The organism is Kitasatospora sp. NPDC048715 (assembly GCF_043198905.1).
GTDB classification, from domain to species: domain Bacteria; phylum Actinomycetota; class Actinomycetes; order Streptomycetales; family Streptomycetaceae; genus Kitasatospora; species Kitasatospora lactacystinica.
Genome location: NZ_JBICVH010000001.1, coordinates 582,155 through 609,135, shown reverse-complemented (window position 1 = coordinate 609,135; position 26,981 = coordinate 582,155). Strand labels below are relative to the sequence as shown.

At 72.3% G+C, this 26,981-nt stretch carries 29 protein-coding genes; 13 read left to right on the top strand and 16 right to left on the bottom strand.

Translation table 11 applies throughout. The features are described 5' to 3' along the window. Window positions 1–47: 47 nt before the first annotated feature. Complete coding sequence (locus ACGFSC_RS02785) at window positions 48–842, top strand: hypothetical protein (protein WP_359902841.1); 795 nt, start codon at window positions 48–50, stop codon at window positions 840–842. A gap of 62 nt (window positions 843–904) precedes the next feature. Here ACGFSC_RS02785 and mqnP read toward each other — a convergent pair whose 3' ends face one another. Further along, window positions 905–1,801 carry a menaquinone biosynthesis prenyltransferase MqnP gene (gene mqnP, locus ACGFSC_RS02780; RefSeq protein WP_359902838.1) on the bottom strand — a complete coding sequence of 299 codons (897 nt, stop codon included), beginning with the start codon at window positions 1,799–1,801 and terminating at the stop codon, window positions 905–907. Further along, entirely contained in the window at window positions 1,798–3,255 is a 1,458-nt protein-coding gene (locus tag ACGFSC_RS02775; protein ID WP_359902835.1) for a menaquinone biosynthesis decarboxylase, read from the bottom strand. Before ACGFSC_RS02775 ends, mqnP begins: the two co-directional genes overlap by 4 nt. Before the next feature lie 92 nt (window positions 3,256–3,347). On the opposite strand from ACGFSC_RS02775, the gene ACGFSC_RS02770 reads away from it, so the two are divergent. From ACGFSC_RS02770 to ACGFSC_RS02755, 4 genes are all read left to right on the top strand, one after another. After that, on the top strand, window positions 3,348–3,770 hold the full coding sequence (locus tag ACGFSC_RS02770) for a PLD nuclease N-terminal domain-containing protein (protein ID WP_359902832.1): 423 nt from the start codon (window positions 3,348–3,350) through the stop codon (window positions 3,768–3,770). Between the two features lie 452 nt (window positions 3,771–4,222). After that, complete coding sequence (locus tag ACGFSC_RS02765) at window positions 4,223–5,824, top strand: acyl-CoA carboxylase subunit beta (RefSeq protein WP_359902830.1); 1,602 nt, start codon at window positions 4,223–4,225, stop codon at window positions 5,822–5,824. A 104-nt stretch (window positions 5,825–5,928) separates the two neighbouring features. After that, complete coding sequence (locus ACGFSC_RS02760; RefSeq protein WP_359902827.1) at window positions 5,929–6,138, top strand: acyl-CoA carboxylase epsilon subunit; 210 nt, start codon at window positions 5,929–5,931, stop codon at window positions 6,136–6,138. 221 nt (window positions 6,139–6,359) lie between these two features. Next, window positions 6,360–6,971, top strand: coding sequence for a ScbR family autoregulator-binding transcription factor (locus ACGFSC_RS02755; protein ID WP_359902825.1), 612 nt, complete (start codon window positions 6,360–6,362; stop codon window positions 6,969–6,971). A gap of 66 nt (window positions 6,972–7,037) precedes the next feature. On the opposite strand, the gene ACGFSC_RS02750 is transcribed toward ACGFSC_RS02755, so the two are convergent. Further along, entirely contained in the window at window positions 7,038–7,682 is a 645-nt protein-coding gene (locus tag ACGFSC_RS02750; protein WP_359902822.1) for a ScbR family autoregulator-binding transcription factor, read from the bottom strand. Between the two features lie 349 nt (window positions 7,683–8,031). On the opposite strand from ACGFSC_RS02750, the gene ACGFSC_RS02745 reads away from it, so the two are divergent. Next, window positions 8,032–9,153 carry a ScbA/BarX family gamma-butyrolactone biosynthesis protein gene (locus ACGFSC_RS02745; protein WP_359902819.1) on the top strand — a complete coding sequence of 374 codons (1,122 nt, stop codon included), beginning with the start codon at window positions 8,032–8,034 and terminating at the stop codon, window positions 9,151–9,153. Window positions 9,154–9,215: 62 nt separating this feature from the next. On the opposite strand, the gene ACGFSC_RS02740 is transcribed toward ACGFSC_RS02745, so the two are convergent. The 7 genes from ACGFSC_RS02740 to hemL form a co-directional block, all read right to left on the bottom strand. Then, complete coding sequence (locus tag ACGFSC_RS02740; RefSeq protein WP_359902817.1) at window positions 9,216–9,602, bottom strand: hypothetical protein; 387 nt, start codon at window positions 9,600–9,602, stop codon at window positions 9,216–9,218. A gap of 138 nt (window positions 9,603–9,740) precedes the next feature. Next, window positions 9,741–10,868 carry a c-type cytochrome biogenesis protein CcsB gene (ccsB, locus tag ACGFSC_RS02735; RefSeq protein WP_359902814.1) on the bottom strand — a complete coding sequence of 376 codons (1,128 nt, stop codon included), beginning with the start codon at window positions 10,866–10,868 and terminating at the stop codon, window positions 9,741–9,743. 3 nt (window positions 10,869–10,871) lie between these two features. Next, window positions 10,872–12,650, bottom strand: a complete 1,779-nt coding sequence (locus ACGFSC_RS02730) for a cytochrome c biogenesis protein ResB (RefSeq protein WP_359902811.1) — start codon at window positions 12,648–12,650, stop codon at window positions 10,872–10,874. Window positions 12,651–12,652: 2 nt separating this feature from the next. Further along, window positions 12,653–13,423, bottom strand: a complete 771-nt coding sequence (locus ACGFSC_RS02725) for a cytochrome c biogenesis protein CcdA (RefSeq protein WP_359902907.1) — start codon at window positions 13,421–13,423, stop codon at window positions 12,653–12,655. 2 nt (window positions 13,424–13,425) lie between these two features. Further along, entirely contained in the window at window positions 13,426–14,043 is a 618-nt protein-coding gene (locus ACGFSC_RS02720; protein WP_359902808.1) for a TlpA disulfide reductase family protein, read from the bottom strand. Window positions 14,044–14,207: 164 nt separating this feature from the next. Then, window positions 14,208–14,858 carry a histidine phosphatase family protein gene (locus tag ACGFSC_RS02715; RefSeq protein ID WP_359902904.1) on the bottom strand — a complete coding sequence of 217 codons (651 nt, stop codon included), beginning with the start codon at window positions 14,856–14,858 and terminating at the stop codon, window positions 14,208–14,210. 74 nt (window positions 14,859–14,932) lie between these two features. After that, window positions 14,933–16,261 carry a glutamate-1-semialdehyde 2,1-aminomutase gene (gene hemL / locus ACGFSC_RS02710; RefSeq protein WP_359902805.1) on the bottom strand — a complete coding sequence of 443 codons (1,329 nt, stop codon included), beginning with the start codon at window positions 16,259–16,261 and terminating at the stop codon, window positions 14,933–14,935. Window positions 16,262–16,700: 439 nt separating this feature from the next. Between hemL and ACGFSC_RS02705 the strand changes: the two genes are divergently transcribed. Continuing rightward, window positions 16,701–17,183: a hypothetical protein gene (locus tag ACGFSC_RS02705; protein ID WP_078589103.1), complete on the top strand. Its 483-nt coding sequence runs from the start codon at window positions 16,701–16,703 to the stop codon at window positions 17,181–17,183. A 58-nt stretch (window positions 17,184–17,241) separates the two neighbouring features. Here ACGFSC_RS02705 and ACGFSC_RS02700 read toward each other — a convergent pair whose 3' ends face one another. From ACGFSC_RS02700 to ACGFSC_RS02680, 5 genes are all read right to left on the bottom strand, one after another. Next, window positions 17,242–18,690 carry a DHA2 family efflux MFS transporter permease subunit gene (locus ACGFSC_RS02700; RefSeq protein WP_359902799.1) on the bottom strand — a complete coding sequence of 483 codons (1,449 nt, stop codon included), beginning with the start codon at window positions 18,688–18,690 and terminating at the stop codon, window positions 17,242–17,244. Between the two features lie 95 nt (window positions 18,691–18,785). After that, entirely contained in the window at window positions 18,786–19,277 is a 492-nt protein-coding gene (locus ACGFSC_RS02695) for a MarR family winged helix-turn-helix transcriptional regulator (protein ID WP_359902797.1), read from the bottom strand. 63 nt (window positions 19,278–19,340) lie between these two features. Beyond that, on the bottom strand, window positions 19,341–20,630 hold the full coding sequence (locus tag ACGFSC_RS02690; RefSeq protein ID WP_359902794.1) for a glycosyltransferase family 39 protein: 1,290 nt from the start codon (window positions 20,628–20,630) through the stop codon (window positions 19,341–19,343). A 199-nt stretch (window positions 20,631–20,829) separates the two neighbouring features. After that, complete coding sequence (locus ACGFSC_RS02685) at window positions 20,830–22,503, bottom strand: RICIN domain-containing protein (RefSeq protein WP_359902791.1); 1,674 nt, start codon at window positions 22,501–22,503, stop codon at window positions 20,830–20,832. Between the two features lie 243 nt (window positions 22,504–22,746). Continuing rightward, window positions 22,747–22,986 (bottom strand): chaplin, encoded by a 240-nt coding sequence (locus ACGFSC_RS02680; RefSeq protein ID WP_359902789.1) that lies wholly within the window; start codon window positions 22,984–22,986, stop codon window positions 22,747–22,749. Window positions 22,987–23,482: 496 nt separating this feature from the next. Between ACGFSC_RS02680 and ACGFSC_RS02675 the strand changes: the two genes are divergently transcribed. The 3 genes from ACGFSC_RS02675 (at window position 23,483) to ACGFSC_RS02665 (ending at window position 24,596) form a co-directional block, all read left to right on the top strand. After that, window positions 23,483–23,725: a chaplin gene (locus ACGFSC_RS02675; RefSeq protein WP_359902786.1), complete on the top strand. Its 243-nt coding sequence runs from the start codon at window positions 23,483–23,485 to the stop codon at window positions 23,723–23,725. Window positions 23,726–23,835: 110 nt separating this feature from the next. Next, window positions 23,836–24,105, top strand: a complete 270-nt coding sequence (locus ACGFSC_RS02670; RefSeq protein WP_359902783.1) for a chaplin — start codon at window positions 23,836–23,838, stop codon at window positions 24,103–24,105. A 113-nt stretch (window positions 24,106–24,218) separates the two neighbouring features. After that, window positions 24,219–24,596: a hypothetical protein gene (locus tag ACGFSC_RS02665; RefSeq protein ID WP_359902780.1), complete on the top strand. Its 378-nt coding sequence runs from the start codon at window positions 24,219–24,221 to the stop codon at window positions 24,594–24,596. A gap of 90 nt (window positions 24,597–24,686) precedes the next feature. Here the strand turns inward: ACGFSC_RS02665 and ACGFSC_RS02660 are convergent, their stop codons facing one another. Then, on the bottom strand, window positions 24,687–25,352 hold the full coding sequence (locus tag ACGFSC_RS02660) for a hypothetical protein (RefSeq protein WP_359902778.1): 666 nt from the start codon (window positions 25,350–25,352) through the stop codon (window positions 24,687–24,689). A gap of 299 nt (window positions 25,353–25,651) precedes the next feature. Here ACGFSC_RS02660 and ACGFSC_RS02655 point away from each other — a divergent pair, with 299 nt between their 5' ends. From ACGFSC_RS02655 to ACGFSC_RS02645, 3 genes are all read left to right on the top strand, one after another. Then, window positions 25,652–25,996: a rodlet layer protein gene (locus ACGFSC_RS02655; protein WP_359902775.1), complete on the top strand. Its 345-nt coding sequence runs from the start codon at window positions 25,652–25,654 to the stop codon at window positions 25,994–25,996. A gap of 84 nt (window positions 25,997–26,080) precedes the next feature. Then, window positions 26,081–26,425, top strand: coding sequence for a rodlet layer protein (locus ACGFSC_RS02650; RefSeq protein WP_359902772.1), 345 nt, complete (start codon window positions 26,081–26,083; stop codon window positions 26,423–26,425). Between the two features lie 212 nt (window positions 26,426–26,637). After that, the gene (locus ACGFSC_RS02645) at window positions 26,638–26,907 is read left to right on the top strand and encodes a hypothetical protein (protein ID WP_359902770.1); all 270 of its coding nucleotides are present in this window, start codon (window positions 26,638–26,640) and stop codon (window positions 26,905–26,907) included. The last annotated feature ends 74 nt before the right edge of the window (window positions 26,908–26,981 follow it).

The following is a 26,981-nucleotide window of genomic DNA, read 5'->3' as shown; positions in this document are numbered from 1 at the left end:
GACCCGCACGCATTGGGCGTCTCATCCTTCTCGCTTACGTTCGATGCATGACAGATGAGCGAGTTGACGGCACGTCCCGGGTCCTGGTGATCGGCGTCTCCGGGGCGGTCGGACGGCACGTCGGGCTGCAGCTCGCGGCCTCCGGAGTACGGGTGCGGACACTGCCCCCGCGGGACCTGCTCGCCCCGGTGTCGCTGGAGGCGGCGGTGCGGGGCGCCGGGGCCGTCCTGCTGGGGTGGCCGTTCCCGACGGCGGACGGGGCCACGGAGGCGGTCGGCGTGCTGGCCCGGGAGGTCGGGCGGGTGGTGCTCCTGTCGCCGGCCGGCCCCGGCCGGCCGGCGGGCGGGGTCGAGGCACTGCTCACCGGCAGCGGGGTACGGCACACGGTGCTGCGGGCGCACGGCTTCGCCGCCGCGCTGCAGTGGGCGGAGGAGATCAGGGCCGGGGGCGTGGTGCGGGGCTACGGCGGCGCGGCCGGGCTGAACCCGGTGGACGAGCGGGACATCGCGGCGGTCGCCGTCCGGACCCTGGTCGAGGACGGCCACGACGGGGCCCGGTACGTCCTCACCGGCCCGGAGTCACCCACCCAGGCGGAGCAGGTGGAGATCATCGGCGCGGCCGCGGGCCGCCCGGCCACCTGGCAGGAGGTCCCCCGCGAGACCGCCCGCCGCCGGCTGTCCGCCACCGGCCGGGCCCCCGCCGCCGTCGACGGCGCCCTGGACCTCGTGCACGCCCGCCTCTCCGCCCCCGAACCGGCCACCACCACGGTCCGGGACGTCACCGGCCACCCCGCCCGCAGCTTCCACGCCTGGGCGACGGACCACGCCGCCCTGTTCCGCTGAACCGGCCCGCCCGGCCCGGCGGTTCAGTAACGCCGGTATGCGTCACGGCGGTTGCCCGGGTGTCAGATCCCGAGGCCGCGGACGGCCAGGTCCACCAGGGCGAAGAAGAACAGCGAGATCCCCACGAAGCTGTTGGTCTGGAAGAACGCCCGGTTGAGCTTGGACAGGTCGTTCGGCTTCACGATGGTGTGCTCGTAGACGAACGCGCCCGCGACGACCACGAGGCCGAGCCAGAAGGCCACGCCGGCGTCCGTCAGGAACCCGAACCAGCCCAGCAGGAGGGTGGTCAGGAGGTGGCACACCCGCGCGCCGCGGATGGCCGCCGGGACGCCGTAGCGCGCGGGCACCGAGCGGACCCCGTTCTCGCGGTCGGACTCGACGTCCTGGCAGGCGTAGATCAGGTCGAAGCCGCCGATCCAGATGCCGACCGCCACGCCGAGGACGACCGCGTCCCAGGACCAGCTGCCCGTCACCGCCAGCCAGGCGCCGACCGGCCCCATCGCCTGGGCCAGGCCGAGGATCGCCTGCGGGAAGTTCGTGAACCGCTTGCCGTACGGGTAGACCACCATCGGCACCACGGCGATCGGCGCGAGCGCCAGGCAGAGCGGGTTGAGCATCGCGGCCGCGCCGAGGAAGACCACCAGCGCGACGGCCGAGCCGACGTACGCGGTCTTCAACGACACCGCGCCGGTGACGAGTTCGCGCGTGGCGGTGCGCGGGTTCCGGGCGTCGATCTCGCGGTCGATGATCCGGTTCGCCGCCATGGCGAAGGTCCGCAGCCCGACCATGCAGACCGTGACGACGAACAGTTCGCCCCAGTGCACCCGCCCGTCGGCGAGGAACATGGCCGTCAGTGCGGCGATGTACGCGAACGGGAGCGCGAAGACCGAGTGCTCGAACGCCACCAGGCGCAGGAACGCCTTGGTGCGCCCGGGGGTCTCGGCGGCGGCCGTGCTCACAGTCCGTACTCCTTCCAGCGGCGCGACACCAGCTCGGCCGTGGCCGGGTCCGAGGAGACCATCTCCGGCCAGCCGCCGTCGCGGGTGTAGCCCTCCTCGGGCAGCTTGCGGGTCGCGTCGATGCCGGCCTTGCCGCCCCAGAACTGCTGGTACGAGGCGTGGTCCAGGTGGTCGACCGGGCCTTCGACCACGGTGAGGTCGCGGCTGTAGTCGACGTTGCCGAAGGCCCGCCAGGCGACTTCCTGGTAGTCGTGCACGTCGCAGTCGGAGTCCACCACGATGATCAGCTTGGTCAGCGACATCATGTGCGCGCCCCAGATCGCGTGCATCGTCTTCTGGGCGTGCTTGGGGTACTTCTTGTCGATCGAGACGATCACGCAGTTGTGGAAGCCGCCGGCCTCGGGCAGGTCGTAGTCGACGATGTCCGGGATGATGATCTTCAGCAGCGGCAGGAAGAACCGCTCGGTGAACTTGCCCAGCGGGCCGTCCTCCGTCGGCGGGCGGCCGACCACGATGGACTGGAGGATCGGACGGCGGCGCATCGTCACGCAGTCGATCTTCAGCGCCGGGAACGGCTCCTGCGGGGTGTAGAAGCCGGTGTGGTCGCCGAACGGGCCCTCGGGCAGCATCTCGCCGGGCTCCAGCCAGCCCTCCACGACCACCTCGGCGTCGGCCGGGACCTGGAGCGGCACCGTCTTGCAGTCGACCATCCGGACCCGCTCCCCGGCGATGAAGCCCGCGAAGAGGTACTCGTCGATGTCCCCGGGCAGCGGCGCGGTGGCCGCGTAGGTGACGGCCGGCGGGCAGCCGAAGGCGATCGCGACCGGGAGGCGCTCGCCCCGCTTGGCCGCCACCGCGTAGTGGTTGCGGCTGTCCTTGTGGATCTGCCAGTGCATGCCGATGGTGCGGCGGTCGTGCCGCTGGAGCCGGTAGAGGCCCAGGTTGCGGATGCCGCTGTCCGGGTCCTTGGTGTGGGTCAGGCCCAGGTTGAAGAAGGACCCGCCGTCCAGCGGCCAGGTGAACAGGGCGGGCAGCGCGTCCAGGTCGACGTCGTCGCCGGTGAGCACGACCTCCTGCACCGGGGCGTCACCGGACTTCACGTGCCGGGGCGGGACGTGCGCCATCGAGGCGAGCTTGCCGAAGGCGTCCCGGAAGCCGGTGAAGCCCTGCGGCAGCTCGGGCTTGAGCAGGCCGGCGATCTTCTCGGAGATGTCGTCCGGGCCCTTGAGGCCGAGCGCCTTGGCCAGTCGCCGCTCGGTGCCGAAGACGTTCATCGCCAACGGCATCGACGAGCCCTTGACGTTCTCGAAGAGCAGGGCCGGGCCCTTGGCCTTCTGCACCCGGTCGACGATCTCGCCGATCTCCAGGTGCGGGTCCACCTCCGCCTTGATGCGCTTGAGGTCGCCCTCGCGGTCGAGGGCCCGGAGAAACGAGCGGAGATCGTCGTATGCCATGCCTGTCAGTATCCGCCACCCGATAGCCTGGCCCGGTCAAGGGCCCCTGGAAGGCGCCCGCCGCTGTCGTCGCCCGGGGGGAGATCCCAGCCGTGCCGAGGATTCTTCTGACCATCGTCCTTCCGCTCGCGCTCTGGGTCTGGGCGTTCGTGGACTGCCTGACCACGCCCGAGGACGAGGTGAAGCACCTGCCCAAGGTGGTCTGGGTGCTGATCGTGCTGCTCTTCCCGCCGCTGGGCCCGATCGCCTGGCTGATCGCCGGCAAGCAGCGCGGCTTCCTGCGGACCGCGCCCGCCGGGGCCGGGCCGGGCTACCCGGCAGACGACCGCCCGGGCCGTCCCGCCCCGCGCGGCGGGCGCCCGCTGGCTCCGGACGACGACCCCGAGTTCCTCGCCTCGTTGAAGAAGAGCAACAAGGACCACGAGGACATGCTCAAGCAGTGGGAGGCCGACCTGCGCCGCCGCGAGCGCGAGCTGCGCGACGGCGAAGAGCCCGAGGACGGCCGCAAGGGCTGATCGGCGCAGGTCCGCCCGCTCGCTCGGACAGCCCACCCCCACCGCGCGGGGTGGGCTGCGGCATTTTTGGCGCTTCCCTACGACTGCGCAACCCCTAACCCGGATGGCGCCCCCCTGCCCGCCGGGCTTGAGCGGACCTTGAGCAGGGCCCAAGAGGGCCCGCCTACATTACTGGAAGACGGCCCTGACCTGCGCCTTTCTTCATGCTCAGATCATCGGACCATCATCTGTCCGACAACCCCCGGTATCCAACCGAACACCGAGCGCTCAGCGACCGAACCGACAGCTTCTGTACAGGCCTGACAGCTAAACGAACCCGACCTTGTACGGAATCGACGCCGAAACCAGCGCGCGGCCCCTCGTACAGTCATAAGTGAAGAAAGTGATTCGCAGCCGGGGGCACAGCAGACGTTGGCTGTCGGACAGTTCCCTCACCCTTGGAGTGGTTCGAGATGACGGTTGTGCATGAGGCGCCGGTCGACGGCGAGGTCCCCGAGGTCCCGGCCGACGCCCGCGGGCGGGTCGCCGAGCTGCACGAGCTGCGCGAGAAGGTCCGCCGCGGCCCCAGCGACAAGGCCACCGAGGCCCAGCACGCCAAGGGCAAGCTGACCGCTCGCGAGCGCATCGAGCTGCTGCTGGACGAGGGCTCCTTCCAGGAGGTCGAGCCGCTGCGCCGGCACCGCGCCCAGGGCTTCGGCCTGGAGGCCAAGAAGCCGCACACCGACGGCGTGATCGTCGGCTGGGGCACCGTGCACGGGCGCACCGTCTTCACCTACGCGCACGACTTCCGGATCTTCGGCGGCGCGCTGGGCGAGGCCCACGCGCAGAAGATCCACAAGATCATGGACATGGCCATCGCGGCCGGCGCCCCGCTGGTCTCGCTGAACGACGGCGCCGGCGCCCGCATCCAGGAGGGCGTCACCGCCCTGGCCGGCTACGGCGGCATCTTCCAGCGCAACACCAAGGCCTCCGGCGTCATCCCGCAGATCTCGGTGATGCTCGGCCCGTGCGCCGGCGGCGCCGCGTACTCCCCCGCGCTGACCGACTTCGTCTTCATGGTCCGCGAGACCTCGCAGATGTTCATCACCGGCCCGGACGTGGTCCAGGCGGTGACCGGCGAGAAGATCACCCAGAACGGCCTCGGCGGTGCGGACGTGCACGCCGGCGTCTCCGGTGTCGCCCACTTCATCTACGACGACGAGCAGTCCTGCATCGAGGAGGTCCGCTACCTCCTGTCGCTGCTGCCGCAGAACAACCGCGAGATGCCGCCGTCCGTGATGAGCGAGGACCCGGTCGAGCGGCGCAACGACAGCCTGCTGGACCTGGTGCCCGCCGACGGCAACCGCCCGTACGACATGCGCAAGGTCATCGAGGAGATCGTCGACCACGGCGAGTACCTGGAGGTCCACGAGCGCTGGGCCACCAACGTGCTCTGCGTGCTCGCCCGGATCGACGGCCACGTCGTCGGCATCATCGCCAACCAGCCGCAGTCGCTGGCCGGCGTGCTGGACATCAACGCGAGCGAGAAGGCCGCCCGCTTCGTCCAGATGTGCGACGCCTTCAACATCCCGCTGGTCACCCTGCTCGACGTCCCCGGCTTCCTGCCCGGCGTCGACCAGGAGCACGGCGGCATCATCCGGCACGGCGCCAAGCTGCTGTACGCGTACTGCAACGCCACCGTGCCGCGCATCTCGCTGATCCTGCGCAAGGCCTACGGCGGCGCCTACATCGTCATGGACTCCCGCTCCATCGGCGCCGACCTGTCCTACGCCTGGCCCACCAACGAGATCGCCGTCATGGGCGCCGAGGGCGCGGCCAACGTCATCTTCCGGCGCGAGATCAACGCCGCCGAGGACCCGGACGCCATGCGCGCCCAGAAGATCAAGGAATACAAGAACGAGCTGATGCACCCGTACTACGCGGCCGAGCGCGGCCTCGTGGACGACGTCATCGACCCGGCCGAGACCCGCCAGGTGATCTCTTCCGCCCTGGCCATGCTCCGCACCAAGCACGCCGACCTGCCCAGCCGCAAGCACGGCAACCCGCCGATGTAGCGGCGCGCTCCGCCGCGCGTGCGCACCGCACGCGCCCCGCAGCAACCGCCCGTACGCACCGGGCACCCACCTCAGACCGCAGCAACCGGGGGAGAAACCAGGACATGACCGCTTCCGCCGAACCCCTCGTCCGCATCGTCCGCGGCAGTCTCACCGACGAGGAACTCGCCGCCCTGACCGCCGTCCTCGCCGCGCGCGCCGCCGCCGCGCAGCAGGCCGCCGCCGCCGCGCCGATCGAGCCGATCGCCAACTGGCAGCGCCTGGAGCGCCGCCCGGCGTACTACTCGCCGTTCAGCTGGCAGCAGGCCGCCTGACGGCCCGCGGCCCGAGCCGACGGCCGGTCACCCCGCCCGGGTGACCGGCCGTCCGGCATTGCCCCGGGGCCGCGCCGGAGCGGCCCCCGCCCGCTCGCCCGGGGCCGGAAGGGCCCGCGGAGGGCTCGGTAGGATGCCTACTGGACGGTATGCGTCCGCCGCCCCGTCCGCCCCCATAGGATCGGCCGCTGCCGAGACCAGAACACTCCAGGGAGGCTGCGATGGCCAGGCAGGCCCGCGCACTGGCGACCCGCCAGGCGGTACTCGTCGCCGCGGCCGAGGTGTTCGACGAGCGGGGCTACGCCGCCGCCACGATGTCCGAGATCCTGGACCGGGCCGGCGTCACCAAGGGCGCGCTGTACTTCCACTTCCGCTCCAAGGAGGAGCTGGCGCTCGCCGTCATCGAGGGACAGGGCGTCTTCATCTCCGGCTGGACACCGGCCTCGGACAGCCCGGTGCAGAACCTGATCGACCTCGGCTACGCCTTCGCCCGCGCGCTCCAGACCGACCCGCTGGTGCGCGGCAGCATCCGGCTGACGATCGAGCACGGCAGCTTCACCCAGCCGCAGCTCGCGGCCTACCAGGGCTGGATGGACACGGTCCGCGAACTGCTGGAGCACGCCCGGGAGGCCGGCGACCTCCACCCGGGCGTCGACCTGACCGCGGCCGCCGGGGTGATCACCGGGGCCGTCACCGGCATCCAGCTGAGCTCCCAGGTGCTGGCCGACCGGCAGGACCTGGTCCAGCGGCTGTCCGACCTCTGGACGCTGCTGCTGCCCGGCCTGGTCCAGCCGCACGCGCTCGCCCGGCTGAGCGTCGCCGAGCGCGCCTGAGCCGCCGGGCTCGACCGCGACCGGGCACGACCGGGCCGCCGTGGCCGGGCGGCCCCGGCGGCCGGCTCAGACCCGGTAGCCCACCCGCCGCTCCGCCGCCACCAGGGCCGGCAGCGCCGCCGTCCAGAGCCTGCTCACGGCCTCCGGCCCGGGCCGGCCGGTCTCCTCGCCCGCGAGCAGCACCAAGCCGGCCGCCACCGCGGTGAGCAGTTCGGCGGCGGCCCGCCGGTCCACCCCGGGGCTCAGCTCGCCGGCCTCGGCGGCGCGGTCCAGCAGCCGGTGGACGACGGCGGTGAGGCTGCGCCAGGCGACGTCGGGGGCCACCGGAACGGGCCGGCCCTCCGGCCCCTCCTGGGCACCGTCCCGGCGCGGCCCCGGCCGGCCGAGCCGGACGCCGGCCCGCACCACCACGTCCTCGCGCAGCATCCGGGCCAGCTCGTGCGTGAAGTCGATCAGGCCCTGGAGCGCCGGACCGTCGGCCCGCAGCGCGCGCAGCGCGGCCGAGCCGACCTCCCGTCCGGAGGCGCAGCGCACCCCGTCGGCGAGGGCCTGCTTGGACACGAAGTGGAAGTAGAGGGCCCCCTTGCTCACCCCGGCCCGCCGGCTGATGTCGACCAGGCTGGCGGCCTCGAAGCCCACGCGCGCGAAGGTCTCCGCGGCGGCGAGCAGTACGGCCTGCCGGGTCCGCCCAGCCCGTTCCTGCTTGACCACTGGCCCCCTCCGGACTCGGCCGGGCGCGATCCCCGCCCCACCCGGCTGCTGTCGGCGCGGCCCCTGCGGAGGCGGCGCTCGCATGCGGACGGCACCCTCCGAAACCGCATGGTTGGTATCTAATCTAGCGCCTGCTTCGCCCCCGCCGTCCAGCGGGGACGGACCCCCATCGATGGTCCGGGACCCCCTCAACGGGCATTCCCCCAGCCCACGGGGCAGGTAGCGTGATCGGGCCGGAGAATGCGACCCGGGCACCCCCAGTCGCAAAACACAAACCGGGTGGTATGTATGTTTTGCTCGGACGGCCGTGGCGGCCGCTCCGACCGACACCCTGAAGCGGGGGCCCGTCATGCCATCGATCGTAGAGCCGGACCCGCACGGCCCGAACGCCCGCCCCGGCCCGGGCGGCGGTGGCGGCTTCGACTTCCACGACGGCCCCGCGACCGGCTACGACTTCCACGACCGGACCGTCTCCCGGCACCTGGTGCACCGCGCCTCGGTGTCCGAGGTGTTCCTCACCGGCTGGCAGGCCACCGGCCCGTACGACTTCCTGCTCGGCGCCCAGTGGCCCCGGCTGCACGGCTTCTACCGGCTGCCCGGGGACCGCTACCACGACCCGGTGCTGCTCGCCGAAACGATCCGGCAGACCGGACTGCTGATCGGCCACGCCGGGTTCGGGGTGCCGCGCGGCCACCACTTCGTGATGGAGGACCTCTCCTACGCGCTCCACGAACCCGGACTGCCGGGCCTGGCCGTCACCGCCGGCCCCGCCTCGCTGATGCTGACCGTCGGCTGCGAGGACGTCCGGATGCGGCACGGCGAACTGGTCTCCCTGCGGGTCCGCGTCGACGTCACCCGGGACGGCCGGCCGATCGGCCGCGGCAGCGGCCGGCTGCGGGTGCTCTCCCCCGCCTCGTACGCCCGGCTGCGCGGGCCCGCGCGGCGCACCGCCCCGCCGCTCCTGCCGGCGCCCGCCGCGCCGGAGCTGGTCGGCCGCGCGCAGCCCGCCGACGTGGTGCTCGGCCCGACCCTGGCCCCGGACACCTGGCTGCTGCGGGCCGACGCCACCCACCCGGTGCTGTTCGACCACGAGCTGGACCACGTGCCCGGCATGCTGGTGCTGGAGGCCGCCCGGCAGGCCGCCCAGCGGCTGCGCCACCCCGAACCGGTGGTGCCGGTCGAGCTGGTGACCTCCTTCGACCGCTACATCGAGCTGGACCGGCCCTGCTTCGTCCGGGCGGTCCCCGAACCGACCGCCGGGCCGACCGCCGGGCCGGTCGCGGCGGACGGCCGGCTGGCGGTACGGGTCCAGCTGCTCCAGGACGGCCGGCCGGCGGCCGAGTGCCTGCTGCTCACCGCACCCCTGGACGGGCCGGCCGAGGGCCCGAGGGTGCCGGCCCGGCGGGAGGCCTACGAGGGCCGCCCCGCCGCGCCGGGCCTCGGCGGCACCCGGCTGCCGCTGGCGAGCTGATCCCCCGACGGACGGCTGGTCCCCAAACGGGCGACTCGACCCCGTCGGGGGGCTCGTGCCCGTCAGGCGGCCACCAGTGCGGCCGGCCGGCCCGCGTGCATCACGCTGAGATTGGTCGCCAGCCGGACCGGGTCCTGGGCCAGCCACAGCCGCAGCGCCGCGCCCAGGGCGGCACTGGCCGACTCGACCCGGACGTCGGTGATCTGCGCGATCCGGGCCGCGCCCGGCACCAGCAGGTCGGCCAGCGCGGTCGGCAGCCAGACCGTCAGGGCGCACGGCGCGGGCATGGCCAGCGCCCCCAGCAGCCGGTAGGCGTCCCCCGGCGCGCTGAGCGTGGGGATGATGTCCAGCAGCGCGTCGGACACCACCTCGGACACGTCGCTCCGGTGTCCCTGGGCGAGCCTGCGGAGCAGCATCCGCTCGGCGGCGGTGATTCGGACGGTCAGCATGACCTCGTCGCACTCCATTGCGCGATTTCCTCCTCAATTCCCTCTCGCACCGACCGGCGGCCGGCACGCACTACCCCTGCACATCGGCCCGGCTACCTGTGGGAGAGAGCCGGGCCGGTGGGTCATCGTGTGCCCCGGTCAGATCCCCGCGTAGGAGTGCTTTCCGGTGACGAAGATGTTCACGCCGTAGTAGTTGAAGAGCCAGCAGGCGAACGCCGCCAGCGCCAGGTAGGCGGCCTTGCGACCCTTCCAGCCGGCCGTCGCGCGGGCGTGCAGGTAGCAGGCGTAGGCGACCCAGGTGATGAACGACCAGGTCTCCTTCGGGTCCCACTCCCAGTACTTGCCCCAGGCCGCCTCGGCCCAGATCGCGCCCGCGATGATGGTGAAGGTCCACAGCGGGAAGACCAGGGCGTTGATCCGGTAGGACAGCTTGTCGAAGGTCGACGCGGCGGGCAGCCGGCGCCAGATCGAGGCCGAAGTGCCCAGCGGACCGGTGGTCAGGCCGGCCGCCATGCGCTTGTCGAAGGAGTCCTTGCCGAGGTACAGCAGCGTCGCGATGAACGCCGCGTAGAACGCGCCGCCGCAGAAGATCGCGGTGGACACGTGGATCGCCAGCCACGGCGAGTGCAGCGCCGGGACGAGCTGCTCCGAGTCGGTGTACAGCACCGTGGTGGCGATGCCGAGGGTCAGCAGCCCCGCGAGGACGACCGGCAGGCCGAGCCAGCGGACGTTCTTCTTCGCGGCCAGCAGCACCAGGTACGCCGCCGTCATGGCGAAGGCGAAGGCGCAGGAGAACTCGTACATGTTGCCCCACGGCCAGCGCGAGACCGAGAGGCCGCGGGCGACGATCCCGCCCGCGTGCAGCGCCGCGCCGAGCACGGTGAGCGAGACGGCGATCCGGCCGGCCAGGTCGGCCCGCTCGTTGGTGCCGGCCGCGCCCGGGCCGTCCTCCTCCTCGACGCCGCGCCCGCTGGTGACCACCGTCGCGCCCTCGCCCGCGACCGCGGTGCGGGTGAGCGTGGTGGTGCCGCCGCCGGCCCCCGCCACGGTGACGGTGACCTTCCTGGCCTTCTTCTCGGCCGTGGCGACGCTCTCGCCGAGGGTGCCGGCCTGGACCTTCGAGCGGACGGCGACGGCGCCCTTGCTGCCGAAGGTCCACTCGATCATGTGGGCGAACATGGCGAGCGTGTAGACCACCATCGCCGAATAGATCAGCTTGTTGGAGAGGTCGGCCAGCTGTGGGTCGACCGCCGAGGCGAGTTGCACCGTCTACTCCTTGGAGTTCTGGTCGGCAGGGACTGCGGGGGCTGAGGCCTCGGCCTCGGGGTCGTGGGGTGTCGCGTCGGACGCGGTGTCGGCTTCCCCGGCACCGTCCCCGGCGTCCTCCTCGGAGGCCGGGGCGTCGTCCTCGGAGGCCGGGGCGTCGTCCTGGAGGTCGACCGCGAGCTCCGCCAGCTCCTCGGCGATCTTCGCCGACTCGCTGCGGGCCAGGCCGGCCAGCTCGACCTGGGTGCCGCCGCCCGGCAGGGCGACCGCCCGCACCCAGATCCGGCGGCGCTGGATGAACAGCGAGCCGATCAGACCGAGGATCGCCAGCACGCCGCCGACCAGGGCGATCTCGTTGCCCGGGCGGTGCGTGATGTTGAAGCTCGCCCACTGCTTGTAGCCGTCGAAAGTGATGGAGCCGTAGCCGTCGGGGAGGTTCCAGCCCTCACCCGGCTTGAGCCTGGCCTTGGCCGGCTGGCCGTCCTGGGTCAGCTGGGTGAGCTTGCGGGTGTTGAGCTGGTAGACGTTCTGCGGCAGGCCGGAGTCGGTGCCCAGGTCGCCCGCGAAGGCGTTCAGCACCAGTTCGGGGGCGGCGTCACCGGGGAACAGCGAGACCGGGCCGGTGCCCTCGAAGCTCAGCGGGGCGGTCGGCAGGAAGAACCCGGAGAAGCCCATCTGGGTCTTGTTGCCGTCGGGACCCACGCCGTAGTCGGAGGCCTTCACCACGCCGGTGGAGGTCAGGTTGCCGTCCTGCGGCAGGAACGGGACGGCGCCCTGGTAGACGACGTCGCCCTTGCCGTTCTTGAGGGTGATCATCGGGGCGTAGCCGTGGCCGATCAGGTAGACCTTGCTGCCGCCGACCTCCAGCGGGTGGTTCACCTCGATCGTCGACTTCTTCAGCGCGGACGGGTCGCCGCCCTCGGAGTACTGGACGTGCGCGGTGAACTGCCGGGCGGCGCCGATCTGGTCGCCCTTCTCCTGGAACTTCGAGGTGAAGCCGTCCAGCTTCAGGTAGAAGGGGTCGAGGTCCTGGCTGCCGTAGAACCGGGTGCCGGTGAAGTCGTCGAGCTGGGTGATGGTGTTGGAGTAGGCCTCGCCCTCGATCATCAGCTTGCCGCCGGTGCCGGCGGCCAGGCTGGACCAGGCGAAGCCGCCGAGCAGCGCGAACAGCGACAGGTGGAACAGCAGGTTGCCGACCTCGCGCAGGTAGCCCTTCTCGGCCGCGACCGCGCCGCCGGACAGGTGGGCGCGGAAGCCGCGCTTGCGCAGCAGCCGGTGCGCGGCGGCGTTCACCCGGTCGGCGTCCGCCTCGGTGCGCCAGACCGCGTGCACCGGCATCCGGGTCAGGTTGCGCGGCGCGGCCGGCGGCCGGGAGCGCAGCACGCCGACGAACTGCCAGGTGCGCGGGACGATGCAGCCGGCCAGCGAGACGAACAGCAGGATGTAGATCGCGGAGAACCAGACCGAGCTGTAGACGTCGAACAGCTGGAGCTTCTCGTAGATCGGCGCGACCGTGGTGTGCTGCGCCTTCCAGGTCTGCACCTTGAACTGGTTCTGCCCGTTCTGCGGGATCAGCGAGCCGGGGATGGCGGCCAGCGACAGCAGGAACAGCAGGATCAGGGCGACCCGCATCGAGGTCAGCTGGCGCCACATCCAGCGGGCCCAGCCGAACGGCCCTATGCCGGTCGGGCCTTCGGACTCGACCGGGGCGGTGCTGAGCCGCTCGGCGGCACTGTCGTCCGGCGCCGGCGGCTGCTCGGTCTCGGTCGTGGTGTTGCTCACGGTCAGATTCCGATCTGGAAGTCGGCGGTCCAGGACTGCAGCTGGCTCATCATCGAGTCCCAGATCCCGGTGACGAGCAGCAGACCGACCGCGACGAGCATGCCGCCGCCGATCCTCATGACGAGCGGGTAGTGCCGCTTGACCCAGCCGAAGGCGCCCAGCGCCCGGCGGAAGGCCACCGCGGCCAGGATGAACGGTACGCCGAGGCCCAGGCAGTAGAAGGTGGTCAGCAGCGCGCCACGCTGGGCGTCGGCCTGGTTGAGGGCCAGGTTCTGCACGGCGGTCAGGGTCGGGCCCATGCACGGGGTCCAGCCGACGCCGAACACCACCCCGAGCATCGGGGCGCCCAGCAGGCCGACCGCCGGGCGGCGGTGGGAGCGGACCTCGCGCATGCTCAGCCCGGGCACCAGGCCCATGAACGCCAGGCCCATCACCACGGTGAGCGAGCCCAGCACGATGCTGATGATCCGCTTGTAGTCCTGGAGCTCCTGGCCGAAGTAGCCGAACAGGGCGCCGGTGGAGACGAACACCGCGGTGAAGCCGAGGATGAACAGCACCACGCCGAGCAGCATCCGGCCACGCCGCGAACCGCGGGCGTCCGCGAGGTCGGCGGCGGAGAAGCCGGTCACGTACGACAGGTAGCCGGGGACCAGCGGCAGCACGCACGGCGAGAAGAACGACGCCAGCCCCGCCACCAGCGCGACCGGGGCGGCGGCCAGCAGCGCGCCGCTCTGGACGGTCGAGGTGGCGTCGGCGAGGTGCAGGGGCGGCAGACTCACTGCTTCTGCTCCGCCACCACCGGCTGGAGGATCGACTCCAGCGCGTCCTCGGTGGTGCCGCCGACGGCGCGGGCGGCCAGCTTGCCGTCCCGGTCGACGATCAGGGTGGTCGGGATGGACTGCGGGTTGAGGCTGCCCTTGGGGAACTTGAGCAGCTGGGTGCCGGCCGGGTCGAAGAGGCTCGGGTAGGTGACGCCCTGCTCCTGCTCGAAGCGGACGGCGTTCTGCTTCTCGGTGTCCCGGGTGTTGATGCCGAGGAACTGGACGCCCTGGTCCTTGTACTTCTCCGAGACGTTCTGGAGGCTCTTGGCCTCGGCCCGGCACGGGCCGCACCAGGAGCCCCAGACGTTCAGCACGACGACCTTGCCCCGGTAGTCGGAGAGCTTGGCCGCGGTGCCCTCCAGCGTCTCGCCGGAGATGTCCGGCGCGTCCCCGCGCTTGCCGGCCTCCGCCTTCGACAGGTTGGTGCCCTTGACCGTGACGAAGCCGACCTGGCCCTCGCCGCCGCCCGACGAGCCCGAGGAGGAGCAGCCGGTGAGGGCGAGCGCAGCGGCGGCGACGGTGGCGGCGGCTGCTGCGGCGACACGGGGACGGGGGCGCGTCATGGCAGACATGTGAAAAGTTTCGCATGGAGTTCCGGGCCGGTTCGCCGGGGTCCTGCCTTGCGCGTCGCACCCCCTCTGACCTGCGACGAAATCGGGTCACCCGGCATCTGCCAGGTGACCCGAAGTCATACTTACACGCCGCTTACGGAGGCGGGGCGGCGAAGGTGCGGAGGCTAGGCGCCGAAGCTCTTGCCCACCGGCTTGTCTCCCTTGCGGCCCTTGCCCACCAGGTGCGCGGGCAGCAGGTCGCGGGCCGGCTCGCGGTAGCCGACCGAGACGATCCGGTCGCCCTCGAAGGTGAAGCTGGTCAGCGAGGCCAGCGAGCACTGCCGGTTGCGCGGGTCGTGCCAGAGCCGGCGGCGCTCCACGAAGGAGCGCAGGGTCCAGATCGGCAGCTGGTGGCTGACGCAGACCGCCTCGTGCCCGCGCGCGGCGTCCCGGGCGGCGCCGAGCGCGCCCATCATCCGCACCGCCTGGTCGAGGTACGGCTCGCCCCACGAGGGCTTGAACGGGTTGGTGAGGTACTTCCAGTAGCCCGGGTTCCGCAGCGAACCGTCGCCGACCCCGAAGGTCTTGCCCTCGAAGACGTTCTCCGCCTCGATCAGCCGCCCGTCCGCCGCGACGTCCAGGCCGTGCGCCTCGGCGATCGGCGCGGCGGTCTCCTGGGCCCGCTCCAGCGGGGAGGCCACCACGTGGGTGATGTCCCGGCCGGCCAGGTCCTCGGCGACCCGCTCGGCCATCTTCCGGCCCAGCTCGGACAGGTGGTAGTCCGGCAGGCGCCCGTACAGGACGCCCTCCGGGTTGTGCACCTCGCCGTGCCGCATCACGTGGACGACGGTGATCTCTTTGGCGCTCACTTCTCGACTACTCCTGGGAATCGGGTTCGGGCCGCGACGGGTCAGGCCGTGGCGGCGGCAGCGGCGCGCGCGGCGGCCGGCAGGGCGGCGGCGATCCGCTCGATCGCCCGCTCGTCGTGGGCCGCCGAGACGAACCAGGACTCGAAGGCGGACGGCGGCAGGTAGACGCCCGCGGCCAGCATCGCGTGGAAGAAGGCGGTGAAACGGTACGCCTCCTGGGTCCTGGCCTCGTCGTAGTCGGTGACCGGGGCCTCGGTGAAGAACACCGAGAACATGTTCCCGGCGGTCTGCAGCCGGTGGGCCACGCCCTCCTTGGCGAGCGCGTCGGTGACCAGGCCGGAGACCTCGGCGGCGACCTTGTCCACCGTGGCGTACACCTCGTCGGTGCAGCCGCGCAGCTGGGCCAGGCCGGCCGCGGTGGCGATCGGGTTCCCGGACAGGGTGCCCGCCTGGTAGACCGGGCCGGCCGGGGCCAGGTGCGCCATCACGTCGGCGCGGCCGCCGAAGGCCGCGGCCGGGAAGCCGCCGCCCATGACCTTGCCGAAGGTCAGCAGGTCCGGCGCCCAGCCCTCGTTCGCCGCCTCCAGGCCGTACCAGCCGGCCTTGGAGACGCGGAAGCCGGTCATCACCTCGTCGGAGATGAACAGCGCGCCGTTCTCCCGGCAGAGCCGGGCCAGGCCGCCGTTGAAGCCGGGCAGCGGCGGGACGACGCCCATGTTGCCGGGCGAGGCCTCGGTGATCACGCAGGCGATCTCGCCCGGGTGGGCGGCGAAGGCCTGCTCGACGGCGGCCAGGTCGTTGTACGGCAGCACGATGGTGTCGCCGGCCTGGGCGCCGGTGACGCCCGGGGTGTCCGGCAGGCCGAAGGTGGCCACGCCGGAACCGGCGGCGGCCAGCAGCGCGTCCACGTGACCGTGGTAGCAGCCGGCGAACTTGACCACCTTCGCCCGGCCGGTGAAGCCGCGGGCCAGCCGGATCGCGGACATGGTGGCCTCGGTGCCGGAGGAGACCAGGCGGACCTGCTCGACCGGGGCGACCCGGCCGACGATCTCCTCGGCCAGCTCGACCTCGCCCTGGCCGGGGGTGCCGAAGGAGGTGCCCTTGGAGACGGCCTGCTGGACGGCGTCGATCACCGCGGGGTGCGCGTGGCCGAGGATCATCGGACCCCACGAGCACACCAGGTCGACGTACTCGCGGCCGTCGGCGTCGGTCAGGTAGGGGCCGGCGCCGGACACCATGAAGCGCGGCGTGCCGCCGACCGCGCGGAAGGCGCGCACCGGGGAGTTGACGCCGCCGGGCGTCACCACGGAGGCGCGGTCGAACAGCGACTGGGACTGGGGGGCTTCGTAGGGGTAGCTCACAAAAGACATGGTCTCAAATCGTGTCCTCACGCTCTGCATGTCCGACCCGATCATCTGGAACGATGATCCGGGCACCGTTGTCTGTACGGTTGTCCGTACAGCAGGGGCCGCTGACTGCACCGGACCGGGGACCAGTCAGACTGTGTACACAGAGTGCACGGGCGTTCCGGTTTGTGTGCAGGGGTGTGGAGAGGACTGCCGCGTACCGCGAGTGGGTACGGCGGCGCATGACGGGTAAGGAGCACGTCCGGTGGGCGCCGGATGTGCGGGGGTCTGTCGATTCCGGCGAATTCCGGTGAGGATGGTCCGAGTGTCCGAGGCGCAGGACGGCTACGACGAGGCTGCGGGGGGCTCCCGCAGGCCCGCCGAAACCGCACGCGGGGGTACGGGAGCGGGTACGGGTCGTGGTCGTCGCGGCGGTGAGAGGCGGGGTGAGGGACGCGTGGGGGTGACCTACAAGTACTTCGGGGCCCCGGACCGCGCGACCGCCGCCAGAGTCCCCACCGCCCTCGGCCCGGGCGGACTCGGCCTGGACGCCGGCGAGCTCGGCTCGCTGGGACGGCTCGGCGACCTGATGGAGACCAGCGGCTCCCCCACCGGCCACCTCTCCACCAAGATCAAGCCGGAGACGATGAGCGCCATGGTGCTCACCGGCATCCAGGGCGTGCCGCTGCACCAGGTGCCGCCGCTGGAACTGGTCGTGCTGCACCCCGACTACGCCGTCGTCCAGCTGCCCCACAACGTCGTCGAGCCGTTGCGCAAGGCCGACGAGACGGAGCTCGGCGCCGCCGCCTTCATCTGGTCCACCGTGCCGGACCGGCGCGGACCGCGGGACGCGTTCGTGATCTACAGCATGCTGCACGAGTGGCAGGACTTCGCCAACCGGCTGCACGAGGCCGGGCACCAGCTGTACTGCCTGGTCTGGCCGTGACGCCCGGCCCCGGCGCGCTGTTCGAACGCGGGCCGGGGCGGGGCGGGTTGGCGGACCGTCAGTTCTGACGCCCGGTCGGCCGCAGGACGGTGGCGGCGAGCAGCAGGGCCACCGCGAGCAGTCCGGCGGCGACCGCGAAGGCGAGGCGGAAGCCGCCGGCCAGGGCGTCAGCGGCGGGGTGTCCGGCCGCGGCCAGGGCGGCGGTGCGGCCGCTCGCGAGGGTGCCGAGGACGGCGACCCCGAGCGCGCCGCCGACCTGCTGGGTGGTGTTGAACAGGCCGGAGGCGGTGCCCGCGTCCTGCGGTCCGGCGCCCGACATGCCGAGGACCGCGAGCGTGGACAGCACCAGGCCGCCGCCCGCGATCAGCAGCATGGTCGGCAGCAGGTGGACGACGTAGTCGGCGTCGGCGGGCAGCCGGACCAGCAGTGCGAGCGCGGCGAGCAGCATGGCGAGCCCCGCGAGCAGCACGGCGCGCTCGCCGAACCGGGCGCTCAGCCGGGCCGAGAGCAGCAGCGACACCGCGCCGATGGCGGCCGCCGCCGGCAGCATCGCCAGGCCGGTGGCGGCGGCGCCGTAGCCGAGGACCTGCTGCAGGTAGAGCGCGACCATGATCTGGAAGCCGAACATCCCGGAGATGGTCAGCACCTGCACGGCGTTGGCGCCGGAGACGTTGCGCGAGCGGAACATCCGCAGCGGGAGCAGGGGTTGGGCGGCCCGGGCCTGCCGGAGCAGGAAGCCGGCCAGCAGCGCGAGCGAGAGCGCGCCGAGGCCCAGGGTGCGGGCCGAGGTCCAGCCGTGCTGGCCGGTGCCGACGATGGTGTAGATGCCGAGCATCAGGGCGGCGGTGATCAGCACGGCGCCGAGCACGTCGGCGCCGGCCCGCAGGCCGGGGCCGCGGTCGGACTCCAGCAGCCGCAGGGAGAGCAGGACGGCGGCCAGGCCGAGCGGCAGGTTGATCAGGAAGATCCAGTGCCAGTTGAGGGCCTGGGTGAGCACCCCGCCGAGGACCTGGCCGATCGAGGCGCCGGCCGCGCCGACGAAGCTGAACGCGCCGATCGCCCGGCCGCGCTCGGCCGGCTCGGGGAAGAGCGTGACGATCATGCCGAGGCTGACGGCGGAGGCCATCGCGCCGCCGACGCCCTGGAGGAAGCGGGCGGCGATCAGCGCCTGCTGCCCGGTGGCGACGGCGCAGAGCAGCGAGGCGGCGGTGAAGAGGGTGAGCCCGGCGACGAACATCCGCCTGCGGCCGATCAGGTCGCCGAGCCGGCCGGCCAGCAGGAGCAGGCCGCCGAAGGCGATCAGGTAGGCGTTGACCGTCCAGGTGAGTCCGGCGGGCGAGAAGTGCAGGTCGCCCTGGATCGCGGGCAGCGCCACGGTGACGATCGAGCCGTCCAGGACGATCATCAGCATTCCCGCGCAGAGCACCGCGAGCGCGAGGGTGCGGGAGCGGGCGGTGGCGGGGGCTGCGGAGGCCGGCGTGGGCGCGGCCGGGGCGTGCGTGGTCATGGCGGTTCTCCCGGTTCGTCGAGTACCGGGTAGGACGCTATCAGATCGTTTTGTTCGGGACTATCTATCTCGGGATCAGCTTGGGGTCGGGGCGGTCAGCCCCGGGAGCGGCGGGCACGGCGGACGGTGCGCTCGACCTCGACCGGTTCCGCGAGGTGGCCCTCCACCAGGCGGGTCAGGGCCGAGACGAACACCTCGCGCTCCGGCTGCGGCAGCGCCTCCAGCAGCTCGCGGTGCACCCGGTCGGCGATCGCGGTGCCCTGCACCACGGCCCGCTCGCCCGCCTCGGTGACCGAGACGATCCGGGCCCGCCGGTCGGTCGCGGACGGGCGGCGCTCGGCCAGGCCCGCCTTCTCCAGCTCGTCGACGGTGACCACCATGGTCGTCTTGTCCAGGTCCGCCAGCTCGGCCAGCTGGATCTGGGTGCGTTCGGACTCCTGCGCGTGGAACAGCACGCAGTAGGCGCGCGGGGTGATCCCGAGCTCGGTGAAGGCGGCCGCCATCCGGGTGGCCAGCACGTGGCTCGCGTGGTCCATCAGCCCGGAGATGTCGCGGATCTGGCGCACGGGCGGCGGGGTCGTCGTCATACGTCCGAGGTTAGCAACGGCCCGTCTGCTCCCGGATGATCCCGTAGCCAACCAACGCCGGGTCTACGGGATGCCCAACTCGAACAGCGCATAGCCCCCGTACCAGCCCGCCGCGAGGACGGGCATCGCCAGCAGCCAGGCCAGCGAGGAGAGCCGCACCCGGCGCAGCGCCACCGCCAGGCCGATGCAGAGCGGGAAGGCGGGCAGCAGGTAGCGCGAGATGTTGCCGAAGATCTGGTTGGTGCTCAGCGCGGTGAAGATGGTGAGCCCGGTGTAGACCCACAGCACCAGCGGCGGCCGGGTGCGCCACAGCAGCAGCACCAGCCCGGGCAGCGCGATCAGCAGGCCGATCGCGATCAGGTCCGGGACGGGATTGGCCTGCCAGTAGGTCCAGTGGCCGGTGATCACGTCCCTGATCGTGCGCAGGGTGGAGGAGCCGCCGTCGAAGTAGCGGTTCCAGGCGCCCTGCTGGAGCTTGAAGTAGCCGCCCCAGTCGCCCATCTTCCAGCCGACCCAGGCGACGTAGCCGAGCAGGCCCCAGGGCGTGATCAGCATCGCGGTCAGCGGACGGGCCACCCCGTCGGTGCGGCGGACCAGCGCGACCAGCGCGGCGATCGAGACGGCGGCGATCAGCACGGCGGCGGTCGGCCGGTTGAGGCCCGCCACCAGCGTCAGCACACCGGCCGCGAGCCAGCGGCGGGTCATCACGCAGTAGCAGGCCCAGGCGGACAGCGCGACGAACAGCGAGTCCGAGTAGACCGCCCACTCCACGCCGGAGCCTGGGAACAGGCCCCAGAGCACCGCCGCGATCACGCCCGCCCGGAAGCCGCCGAGCCGCTCGGCGATCGCGAAGATCCCCGCCGCCGCGACCAGCGAGGCCAGCACCGAGACGACGATCCCGGAGCCGTACGGGCCGAGCCCGGTGACCGCGCCGACCAGCCGCATCAGCCAGGGGTAGAGCGGGAAGAAGGCGGCCGAGTTCTCGTAGTAGGTCGCCAGCGGGAAGCCGTGCAGCGGGATCAGCTGCGGGTTGTACCCGTTCTCGGCGATCCGCTGGTACCAGACGCCGTCCCAGGTGCCCAGCACGTCCCAGGGCTTGGCAGCGCCCCCGCGGCCCGGCTGCTTGGTCAGGTAGTCGCCGGTGTGCGAGAGCAGCAGCATGAAGACGGTCACGCCGATGGCCTTGACCACCGCGTACGCGCCCAGTGCGGGCCCGAAGCGGTCCACCAGCGCCCCGAACCGGCCGGGCTCCCGGCCGGTCCGTTCCTCGGGGGTCTCCGCCGACTCCGCTGCGGGCGCCGCGGGCGCTCCGGACTGGGTGCTGGACGACTCAGTGCTCGATGCCGTGCTCATCTGGTCTGGGTACTCCCCGCCCCGCTCGTGGTCCGCGCGGCTCCGGCGCAACGATTTTCCCGTGAGCCTACGGCACGCCCCCGAACCGAGGCCCCCTGGTGCCCCCGGAGCCCTGTCCGGCACCGTGCCACCCGTGCCGAAAACCACGCCGTCGCCGCCCGGTCGGGGGCGGCGACGGCCTGGACGGGTGCGGGGTGGATCAGCCGTGGACGTAGACGATGCCGAGCTTGGTGAGCTGCCAGAGCTGGTTGGCGGCGCCGGTGTCGGTGGCGAGTTCGACGTACGGGTTGCCCTTGGCGTCGAGGGTGCTGCCGGCGGCCAGGACCTTGCTGCGGTCCTGGGAGTCGGCGATCTTGTAGCGGCCGTCGCCGGCCGGCGTGAACACCCAGTGCTGGTTGCCGCCGCCGTTGCAGCCCCACTGCTGGATCCGGGTGCCGGGGGCGGTGGAGCCGGCGTTGGCGTCCAGGCACATGTTCCGGTTGCCGCTGAAGTCGAGCTCGTAGCTGCCGCCCGCCTTGGCCTCCAGGACGAAGGACTGGTTGAGCCCGCCGGTGGCCGGATAGGTGATCGCGGGCCGCCCGTTGGTGGAGTCGCCGTAGCTGCCGCCGCCGGTGAGGTCGAGCGCGTTGCCGCTGGCGGCGTTGGTCAGCTGGTACCAGGCGCCGTCCTCGGGGACGTCCCCGAACGGCTGTCCGGGCGTGAGCGGCTGGATCGAGGTGGTGTTCTGCTGGTTGAGCGTGCAGTACGCCTGCGCCAGCTCGGTCCGGGCGTAGAACTGGCCGAGGCAGACGCCCTCGCCGCGGTAGCCGGCCACCCGCAGGTGGTACGACTGGCGGATCATGTTCATGCACAGCCCGGGGATGCCGATCTGCGAGTCGCAGCCGTTGCGCACCCACTCGGAGAGGTTGATGACGTCCCCGTTGGAGTACTCGTACGGGGAGGACGTCCACTCCGCGCAGACCTCGTGCCCGAAGGCGACCCTCCGCTGATCCAGGTATCGGACGCCGGGCACCTGCTCGGCCGCGCCGCGCAGCGCGTCACTGAGTGTCGGCACCACCCAGTTGTGGCCCCAGGCGAGGTCCTCGGGGAAGGCCGGGCAGCCGTCGGCGATCTTGCCGAGGTAGTCGTTGCGCCGGATGTCCGGGGTGATCGGGTTGAAGTACGACTGGTAGACCAGCTGGTACGAGGAGTCGGCGTAGCCGGCCCTGCGCATGGTCTGACGGATGTTCTGGAGCGCGGCGACCACCTTGGGCTGGACGCCCTTGGCGCGCCGGCGGATCTCGTCGCTGCCGATGGTGTCCCGGCAGCCCTGGTCCTTGGGGATCGGGAAGTACTGCGCCAGGCAGTGCATCATGATCCCGCTGAAGTCGAAGTCGTCGTTGGCGCCGATGGTGACGACGACCATCCTGACGTCGTACTTGGCCGCCGTGTCCGCCAGTTTGACGTCCTGCTTGGGCTCGCCGAAGTCGCCGCTGCCGGGGCCGGTGACCTTGGCCAGTTCCGGGTCGCTGACCAGGTCGCCGGTCTGGGCGCCGGAGCAGGCCAGGTCGATCGGGGTGACCCCGGGGATGTCGGTGACGAAGATCTCCGACTTGGGGTGGCGGTGGCAGTAGTTGGTGGGGCTGTCCGTCTCCGGGAAGTAGCCGTCGTTGGTGTCGGTGCCGGCGCCCTCCCCGGAGATGGCGCTGTCGCCGAGGGCGACGATCGCGGCCGGACGGGTGGCCGCGGGCGCGGCCGGGGCGGGGTCGGCCAGGGCGGCGGGGGCGCCGGTCAGGCCGAGGGTGGCGAGGAGGGCTCCGGTGGCGAGCAGTGCGGCGCACCGGGACGCACCCGTACGCGTTCGCCGTGCCGCCGGCAGGGGTGACCTGATCACACGCGACTCCTTGCGGGGGTGGGGGACCGCCCTGGCGGGGAGCCGAGCGGTGCGGAGCAAGAGAGGAGCAGGAAAGGTGAGCAGGTCTCGCATTCTAGGTACTGACAAGTAACGCAACAAGACTCGTGACACCGCCGGGAACCGACGGATCGACACGCTCCCGGCACAACGAAGAGCCGCCGCCCCGCGCCCCAGGAGGGAGGCGCGGAACGGCGGCTCGTACCGGCCGAACCGGGTGCGGGCTCAGCCCACGTTGGCGCACTTGTTGCCGAACGCCGGGTTCAGCAGGCCGATGATGTCGATGGTGTTGCCGCACAGGTTGATCGGCACGTGCACCGGGACCTGGATCTGGTTGCCGGAGACGACACCGGGGGAACCGGCGGCGACGCCCTGGGCGCCGGAGCTGGCCATCGCGGAACCGGCGCCGGTGGCCACGATGCCCACCACGGCCGCGCCGACGGCGGCGGTCTTCTTGATGCTCATACGAGCCTCCTGACTGTTCGACAGATATGCACGGGGAGTGCGACATCTAGAACGAGACCCCACCGGACCGGTTGCGACGGTCCCGGCACTGTCACCCATCCGGCGCAACGGCGCCGCGGACCGGGCATTCGGGTGATCGGAGGGTCGGACCGTTTCCCCCCGCGCGGTGCCTCGTTCTCCCTCACGGAACCCGGTCTCCACCGGCCCCCGCGCGGCGGGCCTCCCAGAACCCGGCGTCCGGCAACCCGTGCCGGAACGCCCGACCGGAATTCCACCTGGTCGCGCCTTTGTCCGAAGCCTTTCCCGGCCGTGCGGGAATCGTTCCGGAAGGCACCGCGGCCCGGCAGTCACGGCCACGCCCGAGCCATGGGCGGAACACGCCGATATGCGCCGACCGAGTGACAATCACGGCAATCCCTGAAGCCTTCGGGTGAGTATTCGCGCTCGCCCGACTCCCGACATTCCCATTCCGTCGGGCAGAAATCGGAGGAATGACATGCGCAACTTCAAGAAGGCCGCCGTCCTGTCCCTGGCCGCCAGCGGCCTGGTGCTCGGTGCCGCCGGCGGTGCGGTCGCCAGCTCGGGCGCCGAGGGCGTCGCCGCCGGTTCCCCCGGCGTGCTCTCCGGCAACCAGATCCAGATCCCGCTGCACATCCCGATCAACCTGTGCGGCAACAGCATCGACATCATCGGCCTGCTGAACCCGGCCTTCGGCAACCAGTGCGCCAACATCGGCTGAACCCGCGGTCGCCGCACCGGCGACAGCCGATTCACCGAGCCCGTGCCGCGCCCCGCAGCGCCGGGGCGCGGCACGCTCCACCCGTGTGTGATCGAGGAGATCAACCCCCCATGCAGAACATGAAGAAGGCCGCCGTCCTCTCCGCCGCCGCTGCCGGCCTGGTGCTGGGCGCGGCGGGCTCCGCCGCCGCCAGCGCGGGCGCCGAGGGCGCGGCCGTCGGTTCCCCCGGCGTCATCTCCGGCAACCAGATCCAGGTCCCGGTGCACGTTCCGGTCAACCTGTGCGGCAACTCCATCAACATCGTCGGCCTGCTGAACCCGGCCTTCGGCAACGCCTGCGCCAACGTGGAGCTGCCCCCGCCGCCCGCGGACGACTGCTGATCCCCGATCGGCACGTGTTCCGGCCGTCCTGCCCCCCGACCAGTCGGCCGGGGGGCAGTTCGGCGTCCCCGGACAGCCGTCCGGGATCCCCGATCCACCGAAGGGTGATCACGATGGTTTCGAAGAAGAACGCGGCCGGACTGGCCGCAGCCATGGGTGCCGCGGTGCTGCTCGGCGCCGGTTCGGCGCAGGCCGCCACCGCCCCGGGCGAGGCCCCGGCCGGCCCGGCCACGCTGACCAAGACCGACCTCGGCCAGGCGCTGGGCGGGACCACCACCGGCCTCGGCTACGGCATCGCGCCGATCAAGAGCCTGCGGCTGGACCCGTGGGCGAACTCCTCGGCCGACTTCCTCAACAACGGCGCGGCCCTCCAGCCCGACCAGGGCCTGCCCGCCGTCGGCACCGGGACGCTGACCGGCCCGCTGAGCGCCGGCGGCGGCGTCAAGGACCTCCCGCTGGTCGGCGGGCTGACCGGCCTCCTGCCGGGCTGAGCCCCCGGGCGCGCGGGAGCCCGGCACCCGGCCGCGTGGCCTGGGTGCCGGGCTCCCGTCCCCGGGCGCGGTGCCCGGGTCGGAGCCGACTCAGAGCTGGGTCAGGCCCGTCAGCCCGGTCGTCTGCACCACACCGGTGGCGGTCCCGGTGGTGGTCCCGGCCAGGGCGGCCGCCGTGTCGGTGAGGGAGAGCCGGCTGTCCTCGCCCCCGAGGCTGGCCTTGGCCCCGGGAACCACCTGCACCGCGCCGGAGACCAGGCGCGGGTCGATCTCGTCCACCTTCAGCCGGCCGTCGGCGAGCTGGCCGGCGCCGTCCTGGGCGAGCGAGAGCGGCTTGCCGAGGGTGAGCCCCGGGGTCCTGGCGTGCAGCGGCGCGGCCGGGGCGTCCAGCAGCACCTTGCCGAGGTCAGCGCCCTGGTCGACCAGCGGGAGCGGCAGATCGGCCTTGGCGCTCGGGCCGACCTTGCCGGTGGTCAGCTGGGGGAGGATCTGCTCCGGGAGCAGCGCGCCGCCGCCGCTGGTGGTCCGGTCGGGCGCCGGCGGCATCACCAGCGAGGTCGGGATGCCGGCCGTGAGCCGGCTGCCCAGCGGGGCGAGCGGGATGTCCGCCGGGACCTGCTGGGTGGCCAGCGCGTCCTCCAGCGCGCCGACCTGGTCGGGGCCGATCGGGGTGGCGGCGCCGGCCGCTCCTTGGGAGGCGAGCACACCGGCACCGACCGCCAGCAGCATCGCGCCGGCCCGCTGGGAGAACTTCATGCTTTTCACCGTTCTGCTGTCCGTACTGGGGATCACTGGGAAGGGCTGCGGGGCCGCAACCGGAAAGCGATCTGCTCAACGAGTGACCGGGAGTACGGATTGCGGCCGTTAACCGGTTCGGAGTAATAATCCGATCGGATTCCCTCCGCCGTCGTGCCTCCGGGACTCTTTTCAAGAATCCCCGTAACCTTCCGTGCCGTCGTTCTTTGATCTGGACGTCAGTGACTGCAGACCGGGTCTGAGCGTTCTCAGCGTTGTACGCACGGAATCCAAAGAGCATTTCAGAGAGGGATCTCGCCATGATCCAGAAGTCCTTCGCCGCCGCCGGCCTGGCCGTCGCCGCGCTGGCCGGTGCCGCCGCGCCCGCCTCCGCCATCGGTGACGCGGACGGCGCCGCCGCCTCCATCGAGGGCAACGGCGGTACCAACTTCACGGGCACGGTCGGGAACAACAGCCCGAACTTCCACTTCCTGGACAACCCGAACATCTGCCTGCCGGAGATCCACAACATCGCGGTCGGCGTGCTCGGCGTGGCCGTCCCGGTCGAGGTCCCGATCGCCAACAACGGCGGCAGGCAGTACTGCACCGTCGGCCAGGGAACCCAGAGCCAGGGCGACGGCGGCGTGTCCCACCTGATCGGCTGATCGGTCGCCGCTCCGTTCTCCCTGCACCACCCTCCGATCCACCTACGAATCGCTCCCCGATTCACCCCGAGAGGAAAACCAGAGATGATCAAGAAGTCCCTCGCCGCCGCCGGCCTGGCCGCCGCCGCCTTCGCGATGTCCGCCGGCTCGGCCTCCGCCATCGTCGACTCGGACGGCGCCGCCACCTCCGTCCAGGGCAACGGCGGCACCAACCACACCGGCACCGCCGGCAACGGCAGCCCGAACAGCCACGTTCTGGACAACCCGAACATCTGCCTGCCGGAGATCCACAACGTCGCCGTCGCCGTCATCGGCATCGCGGTCCCGGTCGAGGTCCCGGTCCTGAACAACCAGCCGAAGCAGATCTGCAACGTCGGCCAGAACACCCAGTCCACGGGCGACGCGGGTGTCTCGCACCTGATCGGCTGATCAAGGGGCACAGCACGGTCGGAGGGCCCGGGGAGGATCACCTCCCCGGGCCCTCCGGGCTGTGCGGGCGAAGTGTCCGGCCGGCCGCGCCGCAGCGCGGTCCGGACGGGTGAGCGGCGGGCCGGTCCGGCGCGTGGATCGCCGATCAGGACCGCCGGTTGTGATCACGTGTCAGAGCGCCCGCGGGGCGCTCCCAGAGAGAGGGCAGTTCCATGAAGAGCAAGCTGGCCAAGGCCGCCCTGACCGCCGCCGCCGCACTGGCGCTCGCGGGTGCCGCCACCCCGGCCTTCGCCCACGTCGGCCTGGCCGGCGGCGGCGAGTTCGTCGCCTCCGCCGACCAGCCGTTCGTGGCCGGCGGGGGCTTCGGCGTCGCCCACGCCGGTGACGTCGTCGCCGGAGGCTTCGGCGGCGGTGCCGCCACCTCCACCGACGTGATCGGCGGCGGCGCGGGCTTCGCGCACGCCGGCGACGTGGGCATCTGAGTCCACGGCCTGACGGAAACCCGGAAGGCCGGGTCGCTCCCCCACGGGAGCGGCCCGGCCTTCCGCCGTACGGG

Coding starts and splice junctions, on each gene's coding strand:
- ACGFSC_RS02700 (WP_359902799.1), bottom strand. CDS start 18,690: ATGACCACGCACGCCCCGGCCGCGCCCACGCCGGCCTCCGCAGCCCCC.
- ACGFSC_RS02650 (WP_359902772.1), top strand. CDS start 26,081: ATGATCAAGAAGTCCCTCGCCGCCGCCGGCCTGGCCGCCGCCGCCTTC.
- ACGFSC_RS02720 (WP_359902808.1), bottom strand. CDS start 14,043: ATGTCTGCCATGACGCGCCCCCGTCCCCGTGTCGCCGCAGCAGCCGCC.
- hemL (WP_359902805.1), bottom strand. CDS start 16,261: ATGTCTTTTGTGAGCTACCCCTACGAAGCCCCCCAGTCCCAGTCGCTG.
- ACGFSC_RS02695 (WP_359902797.1), bottom strand. CDS start 19,277: ATGACGACGACCCCGCCGCCCGTGCGCCAGATCCGCGACATCTCCGGG.
- ACGFSC_RS02645 (WP_359902770.1), top strand. CDS start 26,638: ATGAAGAGCAAGCTGGCCAAGGCCGCCCTGACCGCCGCCGCCGCACTG.
- ACGFSC_RS02670 (WP_359902783.1), top strand. CDS start 23,836: ATGCAGAACATGAAGAAGGCCGCCGTCCTCTCCGCCGCCGCTGCCGGC.
- ACGFSC_RS02755 (WP_359902825.1), top strand. CDS start 6,360: ATGGCCAGGCAGGCCCGCGCACTGGCGACCCGCCAGGCGGTACTCGTC.
- ACGFSC_RS02765 (WP_359902830.1), top strand. CDS start 4,223: ATGACGGTTGTGCATGAGGCGCCGGTCGACGGCGAGGTCCCCGAGGTC.
- ACGFSC_RS02775 (WP_359902835.1), bottom strand. CDS start 3,255: ATGGCATACGACGATCTCCGCTCGTTTCTCCGGGCCCTCGACCGCGAG.
- ACGFSC_RS02660 (WP_359902778.1), bottom strand. CDS start 25,352: ATGAAGTTCTCCCAGCGGGCCGGCGCGATGCTGCTGGCGGTCGGTGCC.
- ACGFSC_RS02680 (WP_359902789.1), bottom strand. CDS start 22,986: ATGAGCATCAAGAAGACCGCCGCCGTCGGCGCGGCCGTGGTGGGCATC.
- ACGFSC_RS02745 (WP_359902819.1), top strand. CDS start 8,032: ATGCCATCGATCGTAGAGCCGGACCCGCACGGCCCGAACGCCCGCCCC.
- ACGFSC_RS02760 (WP_359902827.1), top strand. CDS start 5,929: ATGACCGCTTCCGCCGAACCCCTCGTCCGCATCGTCCGCGGCAGTCTC.
- ACGFSC_RS02715 (WP_359902904.1), bottom strand. CDS start 14,858: ATGCGGCACGGCGAGGTGCACAACCCGGAGGGCGTCCTGTACGGGCGC.
- ACGFSC_RS02665 (WP_359902780.1), top strand. CDS start 24,219: ATGGTTTCGAAGAAGAACGCGGCCGGACTGGCCGCAGCCATGGGTGCC.
- ACGFSC_RS02655 (WP_359902775.1), top strand. CDS start 25,652: ATGATCCAGAAGTCCTTCGCCGCCGCCGGCCTGGCCGTCGCCGCGCTG.
- ACGFSC_RS02740 (WP_359902817.1), bottom strand. CDS start 9,602: ATGCTGACCGTCCGAATCACCGCCGCCGAGCGGATGCTGCTCCGCAGG.
- ACGFSC_RS02785 (WP_359902841.1), top strand. CDS start 48: ATGACAGATGAGCGAGTTGACGGCACGTCCCGGGTCCTGGTGATCGGC.
- ACGFSC_RS02675 (WP_359902786.1), top strand. CDS start 23,483: ATGCGCAACTTCAAGAAGGCCGCCGTCCTGTCCCTGGCCGCCAGCGGC.
- ACGFSC_RS02690 (WP_359902794.1), bottom strand. CDS start 20,630: ATGAGCACGGCATCGAGCACTGAGTCGTCCAGCACCCAGTCCGGAGCG.